This window comes from Bacillus sp. 41-22, from assembly GCF_025809295.1.
Taxonomy (GTDB): domain Bacteria; phylum Bacillota; class Bacilli; order Bacillales; family Bacillaceae_G; genus Bacillus_A; species Bacillus_A mycoides.
In genome coordinates this window covers 4951579-4965643 of sequence record NZ_CP084035.1, presented here as the reverse complement: position 1 = coordinate 4965643, position 14065 = coordinate 4951579, and the positions used below count along the sequence as shown (strand labels likewise).

The following is a 14065-nucleotide window of genomic DNA, read 5'->3' as shown; positions in this document are numbered from 1 at the left end:
AAAGGTTTTATTATGACCTTTTCGGATAGCTTTTTCTTATTTCTTTTCCATAACTGCAAAGTAGTTATTTTCATTATCAGCAAAGTTGAATGCTCTACCAGTAGGTAAATCTACAACTTGTCCAACTGTAACACTTTTCTCAGAAAGATCTTTATACAGTTGATCTAAGTTATTAGAGAAGAACATAAGTGAAGGGGTATTTAAGTTTAATTCAGGTTGCATCTTCGCAATTAACGCCTTATCGTGAAGGACGATGCTTGTTCCAGCTTCTTTTGCCGGCGCAATTTCAATCCAGCGAAATCCTTGACCGTTATTTTCTTCTGCAACAATTTGGAATCCTACTGTTTCTGTCCAAAATTGTACTGATTCATCTTGGTTATTTACATATAACATAATTTGTCCAATTTGATTAATCATAGGTGTGTCCTACTTTCTTTTCTTGTATGGAATTCTATCCCGCATTAACGGGCAGTAAGACCCCTACCTCAAAATTCAGCAAAAGAAATGAAGTTAGGTGGGGATCGGGCTGCCCGTAAATGCCCGATTGGTGAGGGCTGATGATCAATGGGGGATGAAGAACCCCTCCACTAATTAAAGTTTCACTTTATTATATCAAAGATATGGTTTGAATACCTTTTCGTGATTTTTTCGAATGGCAATCTTCGCCCATCTCATATTTGTCGTAGGGGAAGGCCCTGTAACCCACGTGTGAAATGGTAGTATGCTACCAATGACCATTGCTGAAATAGAGATTGTGGTCGTTAATATAAATAGTAATAGGCTATATAATATTGTGTTTTCTTGCAATGCGAATAAGGAAAGAAATTTTGTACATAGTTGCAAGAAGAAAAAATGAGCTAAATAAGCGCCATACGTGTAATTCCCGATAAAACGTAAAGCTTTATATAAGAAACCACGTCGCTGTACAATTGTAATAGATAACACGTACAGTATCATAATTTCACAAACAATATATAAAAACATGGACGGTTTTAAATAAGTAGAAACCGTTAAATGAATAGAATTGGCGCCGTAAAAACTAAATAACTCATAATTGATGAATAAAAATAAGATGAAAAATAGTATTGTGATAAGCGGAACATGTTTCATGACAAATATACGCCAAGTTTTTAATGCTACAGCAGCTATTCCTCCCATGACGAAATAGAATGAGTAGAAGAAGAAGGAACGATCTGTATAATGTAAAATGGTTGAACTAGTCAGTTTCTCTCCATTAAAAATGTAGTGAGAAGAGTACCACATTAAGAAGAAATATAGACAAGCGAAAATGGTCATATATTTATATATGTCTTTTTTATTTTCTGTTCGTTTTTGAAACCAATAAAATAGTGTGCATAGTAACGGGAATAATAAGTGAATTTGGAACATCATAATAACGTACCAAAGATGAGGTGCAGCTGTTCCGAGTAATAAACTTTTTATTCCGCCTTGTAGTGTAATGACATCGTTTGTTGTTAATAGGTAAAGAATAGACCAGAAGAAATAAGGAATGAGTAAATGTGCGGCTTTTTCATAAATATATTCTCTGTAAACGAGTTGCTTCGTATATAGCCGAATTAAATGGAAGCCGACGATAAATATGAATGCAGGTGCTGAAAATTTTGCAAGATTAAATAGCATGCCCATAATGAGGGATTGCTCGAGTAAGACATTTCCTTGATTCATTGTATATAATAAGGAACTTTGCAAAACGACAGCAAGAAATGCAATGCTTTGCAAAACTTTGAATTCTGGTGCGCTTTGAGTCATTGTATCCATCTCCTTTTCCATACATGATTATAGTACGGAGAATGGATAATGGATGTGGAATATTTGTGAAGATTATAACAAAATTGTGGCGGGATGGGATTATATCGACGTTTCGACAAATAACAACAAAAAAGAGGATGCTCCACCGAGCATCCTCTTTCTATATATTAAGCAAATTTATTTTTGATCCAGTTTTTACCTTCTACAAGGCGAGCTGTCATTACGGCACAAGCGTTATCTCCTGTTACGTTTAACACTGTTGCAGGAGGATCGATGATTGTACTAATTGCTGCGATAATTGGCAATGCTTCTGGTGGGAATCCGTATAGAGAAACGATTAACATTTCACCAATCATACCTCCGCCCGGAATAGCACCCATTACTGTTCCTACTAATAGAGAAACAACAAGTGCAATTGCTAATGTTTTCGGTCCTTCGAATTCCATGTTGAAAATACCGAATAAGAAAGCAATTTTTAATACCCCGCCTAAAACAGATCCGTCTTTATGAAGTGTAGATCCAAGAAGGACAACTGTTTCACGAACGTCAGAAGAAATACCCATTTTCTTCGTTGCTTCTAAGTTCGCTGGAATACTTGCGGCACTACTACAAGTTGCAAGTGATGTAACTGTAGGAGAGACCATGTTCTTCCAAAATACTTGTACACCTTGTTTGCGACCTGCAAGGTACGCATAGAATGTAAAGAATACAAAGAAGTAAATAAGAGAAGCTGGATAGTATACCATTGCTGCTCGGAAGTAAGTTCCAAGAAGTTGTGGTCCGAATTCACCAACTAATGCTGCGAAGTAGGCAGCTAGTCCGATTGGAGCGTAGTACATAATGAAAGATACGACTTTCATTGAAATTTCTGCACCAGCTTGTAGGAATGTAGCGAATGGTTTCCCTTTTTCACCAACTGCTGAAGTTGCAACCCCCATTAAGATAGAGAAGAAAATAAGAGCTAGCATGTTCTCGCGAGATAGTAACTTTGAAAAGTCTGATACTGTTATGATACCAACAATTTGATCAGCAACACTAACTGCTTTTTCAGCTTTATCAGGCTGCGTTAGTTCTAATACAACACCTTGTGCTGGCGGGAATACTTTCACGATAATAATCATAAAAATAGCAGCTAAAATACTTGTAAATAAGAAAGTTCCAGCCATACTAGACATAATTTTACCGAAACGTTTTAATCCATCCATATTAGCAATAGATGACGCGATGCTAAAGAACACTAACGGTACAACAATCGTAAACATTAAGTTTAAGAAAATGTCACCAAGCGGCTTTAAAGCAACTGCATCGGCACCCATGAAATAACCAATGAAACCACCAATTAGGATAGAAGATAATAAAATAAGCGGAAAGCGATATGCCTTCATAAATATATCCTCCTATCGATTATAAAAAATCATACTGAATCATTATAGCGAGTTAGAGACTTCTTTACTAGGAAAATACGGATAGATGGAATAGCGTGAAAACCGAGAAATTTTTGTTTTTAAGCTCGGCATACAGTTAGAAATCTAGACATATATATTTGTAACCTAGTGGTGGCAAGGGCTACACCATAACTTAGGTTTGGAAAAAGGGGGAGGGGAGCGAGATGAATATTTTACTTTGCTGTGCAGCGGGAATGTCTTCCAGTTTGATTGTTACAAAAATGGAGAAAGCAGCAGAGGCAAGAGGGATACAGGTAAAGATTTGGGCAGTATCAGGTTCAGAAGTGCGAAATCATATTGATACTGCAGATGTACTTTTACTTGGACCGCAAGTACGTTATTTATTACCGAAAATGAAAGAATTATGTAAGGACAAGGGAATACCTGTTGATGTCATTCAATCTGTCCATTACGGGCTTTGTAATGGAGAAGCTATCTTGCAAGCAGCTTTGTTAATGAAACCATGAGGAGTGTGGGATAGATGATAGGGTTTTTAGAGAAATATGTGATGCCAGTGGCAGGGAAGGTTGCAGAACAGAGACATTTGCAAGCGATTCGTGATGGAATTGTTTTAACGATGCCTTTCTTGATTATTGGATCATTTTTCCTTATTATTAGTGCATTACCAATACCAGGATATAATGATTTTATGGCAGGTTTATTTGGTGAGAATTGGCAGAGGGCTTTAGGGTATCCAGTTAGTGCAACTTTTAATATAATGGCTTTAATAGCTGTTTTTGGAATCGCTTACAGACTTGGAGAATATTATAAAGTGGACGCTTTAGCATCCGGAGCATTGTCGCTTGTGACGTTTTTACTTGCAACTCCATTTCAAGTTGCATATATTATACCAAGCACGAAGGAAAGTGTGATTGTAGATGGAGCAATCCCAGCGGCGCTAATGGGAAGCCAAGGTTTATTTGTAGCGATGATTATTGCAATTATATCTACTGAACTTTATCGGTTTATTGTACAAAAAAAGATGATTATAAAGATGCCGGAGACAGTTCCACCAGCTGTGACACGTTCATTTGCGGCACTTGTTCCAGGTTTTATTGTTGTAACGGTTATTTGGATTTTGCGCTTAATTATAGAAAATACTTCTTTTGGCAGTATCCATAATATTGTGGGGCAAATTTTACAGGAACCACTTAGTGTACTTGGTGCTAGTCTTTGGGGCGCAATAATAGCAGTTATTCTCGTTCATGTTCTTTGGTCGTGTGGAATTCATGGTGCTACTATTGTTGGTGGTGTAATGAGCCCCGTTTGGTTGTCGTTAATGGATCAAAACCGAGTTGCTTTCCAAGCAGGGCAAGATGTACCGAATACGATTACTGCACAGTTCTTTGATTTATGGATTTATATGGGCGGTTCTGGTGCAACACTCGCTTTAGTTGTAGGAATGTTACTATTTGCGCGAAGTCAGCAATTAAAAAGTTTAGGGCGATTGTCAATTGCACCAGGTATTTTTAATATTAATGAAATGGTGACTTTCGGTATGCCGATAGTAATGAACCCGCTTTTACTTATTCCATTTATACTTGTACCAGTTGTGTTAACGGTTGTTTCTTACTTTGCAATGGAATGGGGATGGGTCGCACGTCCGAGCGGAGCGGCTGTACCTTGGACGACACCTATTCTTTTTAGTGGATATTTAGGATCAGGCGGGAAAATTTCAGGTGTTGTTTTACAACTTGTTAACTTTGCACTTGCATTCTTTATTTACTTACCGTTCTTAAAAATATGGGATAAACAAAAAGTAGCGGAAGAAAAGGGGGAGTAAAGAACTAAAATGGATACGATAGAGACGAAAGCTTTTCACTTAATTTTGCATGGTGGTAATGCGAGAAGCTGCTCAATGGAAGCAATTGATTGCGCAAAGCGCGGTGAATTTCAGGAAGCAGAAGCGAAACTACAAGAAGCTTTAAATGAATTGCAAGAGGCGCATCGTTTACAAACAGAGCTCATACAGAAAGAGGCTGCCGGGGAAAAAACCGAAGTTACCCTTTTGATGGTGCATGCACAAGATCATTTAATGAACGCAATTACAGTGAAGGAATTGGCGAGTGAGTTTGTAGAATTATATAGGAAGATGTCGGTGGATGAATGAACCTTGCTTATGCGAGGTTTTTTTATGTTTTGCAAAGATACTGTTATGACGAAAAGAAGACCACTTACGCATGATTTTATTTATTATTTCCAAGTTTATGTAAAAATGAAAGTGTAAAGGGAGCTTCATTATATGGTTTATGATGACTTTATATCGGAAACGAAAAATAGCAAAATTAAATCGTCAATTAAGATAAAGTGAAACTTTAATCAGTGGGAGTTTTACTGCCCGGCGAATAGCGGGGTGAATAGACTATGTATGTGTGCTTACCATCAGTGGAGTGTTATAAGTTCCACTGATGGTATTTTTATATTAACAAACCTCCTTATTTGTGGATAAATATGGATGAGAATTAATCGATAGTAATAAATTCTCCTACACCACGAATTAATTTTTTTATATGCATACGTTCTGGTTTTAATACGCTTAGTATAGAATCAATGGCTTTTTGAGGATCGACAGATGTGCCGCAAGTATAACAATCAATTGCTGCAAATTTCTTTTCAGGATAAGTGTGAATAGAGAGATGGCTTTCTGATAATAAAATTAATACCGTAACTCCATATGGGTGGAATTCCTTTTTACTTACATTTAAAACGTGGGCACCAGAGCGATTCGCAGCGGAAACTAAATGATGTTCTAAAAAATGAATATCATTTAATAGAGAAAAGTCCACGCCCCATAAATCTACTATTATATGCCGACCAAATGTAGAATAGTCCATCTACTTGTACCCCCTTTGTTAAAATATCATCAAAATTGCATTTCTTGTTGATAGCAATGATGTAGGGTAAGGTCAGATTCTAAATTTAAAACGGCATTGTTACGGTGATCTAAATGTTCTTCTTTAAATTGAAATAAAGGAGCAAGAAGAGACGGTAATGTGCGAGGAGTTGGTACTACGTATAGTTGTTCAATTTGATTGAGTACATGTGAAGAGTTAGCAGCAATATGAAATCCCCAGTCAGTTCCGAAAGAAGGAACAATTATATGATAGTTTTTTACAGTTAATCCGGCATTTTCAATTGTATTACCGATACTCCAATATACAAGAGGTGCATCAGCAGGTGAATTAGATTGGCAAACAAATGCGCCATCCTCTGTTAGGAACGTAGCTATAAGGGCAAAGAGTTCACTTGTATATAAAGTGCTTAATACTTCTGTCGCTGGATCCGGAAAATCAATAATAATTACATCATATAAAGAGGAAGGAGATTTTAGGAATTCTTTTGCGTCACATACATGTACATTTGCACGATCATCAAAAAATGCGCGTTTGTTTAAAGCAACTAATTCTGGAACATTGCGAGCCATCTTAATCATTTCTTCATCTAAGTCGACGAGGTCTACATGAAGAACCGTTTCATATTTTAAAACCTCTCTTAAAGCAAGACCATCGCCACCGCCTAATATGAGAACACGCTTTGGATCTATTACCTTTGACATAATCGGATGAACTAGTGCTTCATGATAGATTTGCTCATCAACGGAACTAAATTGTAGTTGTTTATCCAAATATAAACGAATATCGCTTACTTGGAGTAAGTTAATGTTTTGATAATTACTTTTTTTTTCAAATAAACTTGTATGTTCGCCAGCTTGTATTTCTTTTAGCGAAATTTCATCCCATACATCTAAGCTGTGCGAATCTGTGGGTACTATTATTACATTTTCCGATTGTACTTGTTTATCGTGTTTGTCCTGTTTATCTGGTTTGTCTTGCTTATCGTGTTTATCTTGCTTATCGTGTTTATCTTGCTTATCGTGTTTATCTTGCTTGTCGTGTTTATCTTGCTTGTCGTGTTTATCTTGCTTGTCTTGTTTATCTTGCTTGTCTTGTTTATCTTGCTTGTCTTGCTTGTCTTGTTTATCTTGCTTGTCTTGTTTATCTGGTTTGTCTTGTTTGTCTTGTTTGTCTTGTTTGTCTTGTTTGTCTTGTTTGTCTTGTTTATCTTGTTTATCTTGTTTATCTTGTTTATCTTGCTTGTCTGGTTTACCTGGTTTACCTGGTTTGTCTTGTTTATCTTGCTTATCTTGTTTGTCTTGCTTATCTTGCTTGTCTTGTTTATCTTGCTTGTCTTGTTTATCTTGCTCGTCTGGCGTATCTTCAGTGTCCTGTTTGTCTAGTTTATACGTGTTTGAATCTAATTCAGAACCTTCTTCATGTTTATACCATTTATTTTGAACCTGTATTCTATAAATCTTCATTCTATTCTTTTTTCTATGCTTTGGCATTGGAATCCCCTTTCAAAATACTTTATTTTATTCTATTCTATGTAATTTAATAGAGTTTGACTGGACAATAACTAGACGAGTGTCTTGAATAGGTATTTGTTTTGATTTGAGTTGAAATATTATATTTTTTGGTACTATATTTTCACACTTTTAAAAAAATTAGTGTTTTTTTGTTTTAAACACAACTAGACAACTAAACACTAATCTATTTTCATACAGTTATGTGTTAAAAGTGAGGTGTTTTATAACACACTGTGTGTTTTTTTGGGGACACACTGATTGAAAGCGGTAACACACAAAGAAATCACTCGAAAAAACGCTGATTTTAGGCGTTTTGAAAAGTTGGCGCGGTAATTGCATTAATAAATAGCGTAAAGAAAAATAAAAAACATAAATTTTTTATACAACACAAGGGGGATTTATAAATGAATATTTTATTATGTTGTTCAGCAGGGATGTCTACAAGTTTACTAGTTACAAAAATGGAAGCGGCTGCAAAAGCTCGTGGTCTAGAAGGTAAGATTTGGGCTGTATCTGGGGATGCAGTAAAAAACAATATCGATCAAGCAGACGTACTATTATTAGGACCGCAAGTTCGTTACATGCTTTCTACAATGAAAACGCTTGCCGATGAGAAAAACGTTGGAGTCGATGTTATTAACCCAATGCACTACGGCATGATGAATGGAGAAGCAGTTTTAGATCACGCATTAACACTAAAAAAATAATTAGGGGGGAAGCGAAATGCAAAAATTTATTGCATTTATGGAGAAATATTTAGTTCCAGTCGCAGGAAGAATCGGATCGCAGCGTCATTTAGTTGCAATCCGTGATGGTTTTATCGCAGTTATGCCTCTTATTTTAGTTGGATCGTTTGCAGTACTTATAAATAATCTACCGGTTGATGCATTCCAAAAACTTATGAAGGGTGCATTTGGGGATGTTTGGAAAGATATCGGCGGTGGTATGTGGACAGGGTCCTTTGCAATATTAGCCCTCATAGCCGCAGTTGGGATAAGTTATAATTTAGCGAAATCTTACGGTGTAGACGCGTTGTCAGCAGCAATTATTACATTCGGTGCATTAATTATTATATCTCCGACAACGCCAAAAGAAGGCGGTATTGATTTAGCTTGGACAGGATCACAAGGTTTATTCGTTTCTATCATTGTAGCTCTTCTTGTAACCGAGGTATTCAGGTTCTTTGTTCAAAGGGATATTACAATTAAGATGCCAGATGGTGTTCCACCAGCAGTAATGAAATCCTTTGCAGCATTAGTACCAGCATTTGTTATTTTAATCGCAACAGCAAGTATTCAATTAGCTGTGAAATTAGCGGGAACAAGTATTCATAAAATCGTATTTGAAACAATTCAATTACCATTACAAGGTTTAGCAGGTACATTACCAAGTGCAATTATTGTTGCTCTACTTATTCACGTATTATGGTTCTTCGGATTACATGGCCCTAATATTATTGGTGGTATTATCGACCCAATCTATTTACCAGCACTAGAAAAGAACATTAAATTATTTAACGATGGTATGTCTGCATATGATGTACCGCACATTTTCACAAAGCCATTCTTTGATGTATACGTATACATCGGTGGATCAGGTGCAACATTAGCATTTTTAGTAGCAGTAATGCTTGTTGCAAAGAGTGCGCAACTTCGTGGTGTAGGTCGCGTATCTATCGGTCCTGGTTTCTTCAATATTAACGAACCAGTTATTTTCGGTACACCAATTGTATTAAACCCAGCGTTAATCATTCCATTCGTACTTACACCAGTTGTATTAGTTATTACTTCTTATACAGCAATTTCCTTAGGATGGGTGCCAAAAACAGTTGCTTTAGTTCCATGGACAATGCCACCAATCTTTAGTGGTTATCTTGTAGCAGGTGGAAGTATTGCTGGTGCTGCATTGCAGCTAGTAAACTTTGCAATCGCGGTAGTTATTTACTATCCATTCGTATTAATGTGTGACCGTACGTATGTACAAGCTGCGAAAGCTGAAACAAAAGGAAACGACAATTCAGTATCACTTTAAAAAGTGTTGTTCTGACGAGTTTTTATAGCTCGTCAGAACAACTAACTTTTATATCATGTTCAGAAAGATGAGACCCATCTACAAGAACACCAAACTATCATTAATAAAATAATAATTTAATAGAAATGTTCAAACTGAAGGGGTATTTAAATCGGTTGAACCATAATAGAGAGGGCGGTAATTATGATGACTACAGCAGAACAAATTCCATTCCAATTGATTTTAAATAGTGGTAATGCACGAAGCTTTGCAATGGAGGCACTTCAATTTGCCAAACAGGGGAAAATGGCAGAAGCTGATGAAGCGATGGTAAAGGCGAAAGAAGCGATTAATGAAGCGCATCATTTCCAAACAGAGCTCATACAATCAGAAGCAAGAGGGGAAAAAACAGAGATTAGTGTTCTTTTAATTCATGCGCAAGATCATTTAATGAATTCTATTACGGTAAAAGAATTAGCGGCAGAATTTATTGACCTTTATAAAAAGCTAGAAGCGAAAGGGGAATAAAGCATGACTGGAATTAAAATTGCTACAATCGGCGGTGGCTCTAGTTATACACCAGAGTTAATTGAAGGATTTATTAAACGTTATGACGAGCTTCCTGTTCGTGAAATTTGGTTAGTAGATATTGAGGCAGGAAAAGAGAAGTTAGAAATCGTTGGTGACTTAGCGAAACGTATGGTGAAAAAATCAGGTTTACCAATTGATATTCATTTAACACTTGATCGCCGTGAGGCATTAAAAGGTGCTGACTTCGTAACAACGCAGCTTCGCGTTGGTTTGTTAGAAGCACGTGCAAAAGATGAAGCAATTCCATTAAAATATGATGTAATTGGTCAGGAAACGAATGGTCCTGGTGGTTTGTTCAAAGCGCTGAGAACGATTCCTGTTATTTTAGATATTTGTAAGGACATGGAGGAACTTTGTCCGAATGCATGGTTAATTAACTTCGCAAACCCGGCTGGTATGGTAACAGAAGCTGTACTTCGCTACACGAACATTCAACGAGTAGTTGGTCTATGTAACGTTCCAATCGGAATTCGTATGGGTCTTGCAAGATTACTTGAAGTAGATGCAAGCCGGGTACACGTTGATTTCGCTGGTTTAAATCATATGGTATACGGATTAGATGTATACTTGGATGGCGTAAGCGTAATGGATCGTGTATTAGAACTTGTAACAGATCCAGAAAAGCAAATTACGATGGAAAACATTGCTGCGCTTAACTGGGAGCCAGACTTTATTCGCGGTCTTCGTGCAATTCCGTGTCCATATCATCGTTACTACTATAAAACACGTGAAATGTTGGAAGAAGAGAAAGCAGCTTCGATTGAAAAAGGTACACGTGCAGAAGTAGTAAAACAATTAGAAGATGATTTATTCGAGCTATATAAAGACCCGAATTTAGATATTAAGCCACCACAATTAGAAAAGCGCGGCGGAGCTTATTATAGTGACGCAGCATGTAGCTTAATTACGTCTATTTACAATAATAAAGGTGATATCCAGCCTGTTAATACACGAAACAACGGAACAATTGCAAGCTTGCCACATGATTCGGCTGTTGAAGTGAACTGTATTATTACGAAAGAAGGTCCAAAACCAATTGCGGTCGGAGATCTTCCAGTACCAGTTCGTGGTTTAGTACAGCAAATTAAATCATTTGAGCGCACAACAATTGAAGCTGCTGTTACAGGGGATTATCATAAGGCGCTGCTTGCTATGACAATTAACCCACTTGTACCATCAGATAAAGTTGCAAAACAAATTTTAGATGAAATGTTGGAAGCACATAAAGAACATCTTCCACAATTCTTTAAGAAGATAGAGAAATAAGAAGCGGCGCTGTTTAGCCCGCTTTTTTTAATTCTAGTAGGAGGTATTGCGATGATTAAACTAATTGTAAATGCAGATGATTTCGGTCTTACGGAAGGTACAAATTACGGAATTATTGATGGACATAAAAACGGGATTGTAAATTCAACGACGATGATGATGAATATGCCAGGGACAGAGCATGCCGTACGCTTAGCGAAAGAGTATAAAACGTTAGGGATAGGAGTTCATCTCGTATTAACGGCAGGAGAACCGCTTCTTAAAGACGTTCCATCACTTGTAAGTAGCGATGGATTGTTTCACAAACAAAGTGTTGTATGGGAAGGAAATATAAATCCAGAAGAGGTAGAAAAAGAATGGACTGCTCAAATTGAGAAGTTTTTATCTTACGGATTAACACCAACTCATTTAGATAGTCATCATCACGTGCATGGATTACCGCTTTTACACGACGTTCTTGAGAGATTAGCAAGTAAATATAATGTTCCAATTCGTCGTTGTGAAGAAGAGCGAGCGGTGCGCCCATTTTCAGATGTGTTTTACAGTGACTTTTACGCTGACGGTGTTACGGAAGATTACTTTGTGAAGTTAAAGGAAAGAGTGAAGGACGAGCAAACGGTAGAAATTATGGTGCATCCAGCTTATATTGACCCAGAGCTTGTGAAACGTTCTTCTTACGTAATGGATCGCGTGAAAGAGTTGCGTATTTTAACGGAGAGTGAGCTGCCTGAGGGAATGGAGCTTGTGAAGTTTTAATAGGAAAACGACGGCTAAATGGGGCCGTCGTTTTTTGTGCTTACAAAATGGATAGAACATATCCACCGAAGGCCCCGATTATAACGATAATCCAAGGTGGTGTTTTCCAAAAAGCGAGTAAGCAAAATAGAAGAGAAGCAAAAACGAAATCTACAGAATTCATAATTGTACTCGTCCAAATTGGATCATAAAAAGCTGCAAGTAAAACGCCGACAACGGCTGCGTTTACTCCAAGTAGTGCACCTTGTATGTAAGATACTCTCCTTACACTGTCCCAAAATGGTAAAACGCCAACAACGAGCAGGAAGGCAGGAAGAAAGATAGCGATCGTTGCAACAACTGCTCCGGCGGTTCCATTTAGCGCTGCTCCTATATAAGAAGCGAATGTAAATAGTGGCCCTGGCACTGCTTGTGTTAATCCGTATCCAGCAAGAAATTGTTCTTTTGTCATCATCCCGTTTTGTACAAACTCACTTTCAAGAAGAGGAAGTACGACATGCCCTCCGCCAAATACAAGTGCACCAGAGCGATAGAAGCTGTCAAATAAAGAGATGAAATAAGAGTATGGTCGTAACATCGGTAACAGTATTAATAGTCCGAAGAATAAGACGAGACAAGATATGGCTACCATTTTTGAAATAGGTACGTTTATTTTATGAGCTTGGCTAACTGGCCGGTCACGATATAAAAACCAACCGATGAAACCAGATACTATAATGAGAATTACTTGTGTCCAGCTACTTGGCCATAATAGGGCGATTGCGGCAGTTGCAATTGCGATTGTTGCACGGTTTCGGTCTGGTGTTAACTTTTGAGCCATTCCCCATATTGCATGAGCGACAATTGCGACCGCTACAAGTTTCAGTCCGTGAATCCAGCCAGTACTTCCAAGCTCGAATTGGTTAAGAAATGAAGCGAAGAAAACTAAAACGAGCACAGATGGGAGAGTGAAGCCGATCCATGAAATAATGGCTCCTAATAATCCGCCGCGCAATAAGCCAACTCCCATACCGACTTGGCTGCTAGCAGGGCCAGGAAGGAATTGACATAGCGCTACTAAGTCTCCGTAACTTCGTTCATCCATCCATTTTCTTTTTTGCACGTATTCATGATGAAAATAACCAAGATGGGCGACGGGACCACCAAATGAAGTAAGTCCTAATTTAAATGATACGAGAAAAATCTCTATTAATGATTGGAAAGAGTAGTTATTATTTTTCAAAATTTCCTCCTAGACTGTTTTTCTAAGTGCATTATACAAGAGGGAGTAAAGCAAAAGAAACGATTTTAATGTAAAGATTGTGTGAATCTTTTCTTCGTAATTAAAATTTGAAAAAGTCATAAATGATTATGTCTAAACCATAAAGTAGTAGAAGTAGTGCTGGGAAATTTATATGAGGAGAATGCCCGTATGACAACACATTTCTTTGCTAGGTTAACAGGGAAGAGGGAAGTACCTCCTGTAAATACAGAAGCTTACGGTGTAACAGAGCTCATTTTTAGTGAAGATTTAAAGAAGTTGCAATATCGGGTCATATTAAAAAATATAAAAAAAATCACGTCATGCCAAATTCATTTAGGAAAAGCGAATCAAATTGGTCCAGTTATTTTAAGTTTGTTTGGTCCGTTAGAGCAAGGAATTAGTGTGAATGAAGGAGTCGTTACTGGTGTAGCTAGAGTAGAGGATTTTGAAGGGCCTTTACAGGGGAAAGCATTTGACAGCTTGTTTCAAGAAATAATGCAAGCAAATGTATATGTAAATGTTAATACGAAATCTAATAAAAAGGGAGAAATAAGGGGGAGAATAAGGGAAGTAAAGAAGTAAGCGAAAAGGCTGTCCAAAAAACATTTTGGAACAGCC

The 14065-nt window shown here is 37.3% G+C and carries 15 protein-coding genes; 9 read left to right on the top strand and 6 right to left on the bottom strand.

All coding sequences use genetic code 11. From position 1 onward, the window contains the following. Window positions 1-36 precede the first annotated feature (36 nt). From LCF45_RS25645 to LCF45_RS25635, 3 genes are all read right to left on the bottom strand, one after another. Window positions 37-417 (bottom strand): VOC family protein, encoded by a 381-nt coding sequence (locus LCF45_RS25645; protein WP_002034775.1) that lies wholly within the window; start codon window positions 415-417, stop codon window positions 37-39. A 195-nt stretch (window positions 418-612) separates the two neighbouring features. Further along, window positions 613-1770 carry an acyltransferase gene (locus tag LCF45_RS25640; protein ID WP_199626993.1) on the bottom strand — a complete coding sequence of 386 codons (1158 nt, stop codon included), beginning with the start codon at window positions 1768-1770 and terminating at the stop codon, window positions 613-615. Window positions 1771-1937: 167 nt separating this feature from the next. Then, on the bottom strand, window positions 1938-3155 hold the full coding sequence (locus LCF45_RS25635; protein ID WP_002016167.1) for a dicarboxylate/amino acid:cation symporter: 1218 nt from the start codon (window positions 3153-3155) through the stop codon (window positions 1938-1940). A 224-nt stretch (window positions 3156-3379) separates the two neighbouring features. On the opposite strand from LCF45_RS25635, the gene LCF45_RS25630 reads away from it, so the two are divergent. Genes LCF45_RS25630 through LCF45_RS25620 form a run of 3 tightly spaced genes read left to right on the top strand, consistent with a single transcriptional unit; the run spans window position 3380 to window position 5325 of the window. Beyond that, complete coding sequence (locus LCF45_RS25630) at window positions 3380-3682, top strand: PTS sugar transporter subunit IIB (protein WP_002016166.1); 303 nt, start codon at window positions 3380-3382, stop codon at window positions 3680-3682. Window positions 3683-3696: 14 nt separating this feature from the next. Beyond that, a complete protein-coding gene (celB, locus tag LCF45_RS25625) occupies window positions 3697-4998 on the top strand; it encodes a PTS cellobiose transporter subunit IIC (protein WP_002016164.1) in 1302 nt (433 codons plus the stop codon). A 9-nt stretch (window positions 4999-5007) separates the two neighbouring features. Further along, the gene (locus LCF45_RS25620; protein ID WP_002016162.1) at window positions 5008-5325 is read left to right on the top strand and encodes a PTS sugar transporter subunit IIA; all 318 of its coding nucleotides are present in this window, start codon (window positions 5008-5010) and stop codon (window positions 5323-5325) included. 352 nt (window positions 5326-5677) lie between these two features. Here LCF45_RS25620 and speD read toward each other — a convergent pair whose 3' ends face one another. Together speD and LCF45_RS25610 are read right to left on the bottom strand one after the other, a co-directional pair. Then, window positions 5678-6049 carry an adenosylmethionine decarboxylase gene (speD, locus tag LCF45_RS25615; protein WP_002129953.1) on the bottom strand — a complete coding sequence of 124 codons (372 nt, stop codon included), beginning with the start codon at window positions 6047-6049 and terminating at the stop codon, window positions 5678-5680. Between the two features lie 29 nt (window positions 6050-6078). Continuing rightward, window positions 6079-7560 (bottom strand): polyamine aminopropyltransferase, encoded by a 1482-nt coding sequence (locus LCF45_RS25610; RefSeq protein ID WP_263894362.1) that lies wholly within the window; start codon window positions 7558-7560, stop codon window positions 6079-6081. Between the two features lie 425 nt (window positions 7561-7985). Between LCF45_RS25610 and LCF45_RS25605 the strand changes: the two genes are divergently transcribed. From LCF45_RS25605 to chbG, 5 genes are all read left to right on the top strand, one after another. Continuing rightward, on the top strand, window positions 7986-8288 hold the full coding sequence (locus LCF45_RS25605; RefSeq protein WP_001023565.1) for a PTS sugar transporter subunit IIB: 303 nt from the start codon (window positions 7986-7988) through the stop codon (window positions 8286-8288). Between the two features lie 16 nt (window positions 8289-8304). Further along, the gene (gene celB, locus LCF45_RS25600) at window positions 8305-9612 is read left to right on the top strand and encodes a PTS cellobiose transporter subunit IIC (RefSeq protein WP_002129949.1); all 1308 of its coding nucleotides are present in this window, start codon (window positions 8305-8307) and stop codon (window positions 9610-9612) included. Window positions 9613-9795: 183 nt separating this feature from the next. Then, window positions 9796-10119, top strand: coding sequence for a PTS lactose/cellobiose transporter subunit IIA (locus LCF45_RS25595; protein WP_000989054.1), 324 nt, complete (start codon window positions 9796-9798; stop codon window positions 10117-10119). Window positions 10120-10122: 3 nt separating this feature from the next. Further along, complete coding sequence (celF, locus tag LCF45_RS25590) at window positions 10123-11448, top strand: 6-phospho-beta-glucosidase (protein ID WP_002129947.1); 1326 nt, start codon at window positions 10123-10125, stop codon at window positions 11446-11448. 51 nt (window positions 11449-11499) lie between these two features. Continuing rightward, a complete protein-coding gene (chbG, locus tag LCF45_RS25585) occupies window positions 11500-12204 on the top strand; it encodes a chitin disaccharide deacetylase (protein WP_002034745.1) in 705 nt (234 codons plus the stop codon). A gap of 40 nt (window positions 12205-12244) precedes the next feature. On the opposite strand, the gene LCF45_RS25580 is transcribed toward chbG, so the two are convergent. Then, entirely contained in the window at window positions 12245-13426 is a 1182-nt protein-coding gene (locus tag LCF45_RS25580; protein ID WP_050000994.1) for a chromate transporter, read from the bottom strand. 189 nt (window positions 13427-13615) lie between these two features. On the opposite strand from LCF45_RS25580, the gene exsM reads away from it, so the two are divergent. Continuing rightward, on the top strand, window positions 13616-14029 hold the full coding sequence (gene exsM / locus LCF45_RS25575; RefSeq protein WP_002129944.1) for an exosporium regulatory protein ExsM: 414 nt from the start codon (window positions 13616-13618) through the stop codon (window positions 14027-14029). The last annotated feature ends 36 nt before the right edge of the window (window positions 14030-14065 follow it).

What these genes read in the sequence shown, in the direction of transcription:
- LCF45_RS25635 (WP_002016167.1), bottom strand. Translation starts at nt 3,155, where the DNA reads ATGAAGGCATATCGCTTTCCGCTTATTTTATTATCTTCTATCCTAATT.
- celB (WP_002129949.1), top strand. Translation starts at nt 8,305, where the DNA reads ATGCAAAAATTTATTGCATTTATGGAGAAATATTTAGTTCCAGTCGCA.
- exsM (WP_002129944.1), top strand. Translation starts at nt 13,616, where the DNA reads ATGACAACACATTTCTTTGCTAGGTTAACAGGGAAGAGGGAAGTACCT.
- speD (WP_002129953.1), bottom strand. Translation starts at nt 6,049, where the DNA reads ATGGACTATTCTACATTTGGTCGGCATATAATAGTAGATTTATGGGGC.
- LCF45_RS25630 (WP_002016166.1), top strand. Translation starts at nt 3,380, where the DNA reads ATGAATATTTTACTTTGCTGTGCAGCGGGAATGTCTTCCAGTTTGATT.
- chbG (WP_002034745.1), top strand. Translation starts at nt 11,500, where the DNA reads ATGATTAAACTAATTGTAAATGCAGATGATTTCGGTCTTACGGAAGGT.
- LCF45_RS25640 (WP_199626993.1), bottom strand. Translation starts at nt 1,770, where the DNA reads ATGACTCAAAGCGCACCAGAATTCAAAGTTTTGCAAAGCATTGCATTT.
- celF (WP_002129947.1), top strand. Translation starts at nt 10,123, where the DNA reads ATGACTGGAATTAAAATTGCTACAATCGGCGGTGGCTCTAGTTATACA.
- LCF45_RS25620 (WP_002016162.1), top strand. Translation starts at nt 5,008, where the DNA reads ATGGATACGATAGAGACGAAAGCTTTTCACTTAATTTTGCATGGTGGT.
- LCF45_RS25610 (WP_263894362.1), bottom strand. Translation starts at nt 7,560, where the DNA reads ATGCCAAAGCATAGAAAAAAGAATAGAATGAAGATTTATAGAATACAG.
- LCF45_RS25645 (WP_002034775.1), bottom strand. Translation starts at nt 417, where the DNA reads ATGATTAATCAAATTGGACAAATTATGTTATATGTAAATAACCAAGAT.
- celB (WP_002016164.1), top strand. Translation starts at nt 3,697, where the DNA reads ATGATAGGGTTTTTAGAGAAATATGTGATGCCAGTGGCAGGGAAGGTT.
- LCF45_RS25595 (WP_000989054.1), top strand. Translation starts at nt 9,796, where the DNA reads ATGATGACTACAGCAGAACAAATTCCATTCCAATTGATTTTAAATAGT.
- LCF45_RS25605 (WP_001023565.1), top strand. Translation starts at nt 7,986, where the DNA reads ATGAATATTTTATTATGTTGTTCAGCAGGGATGTCTACAAGTTTACTA.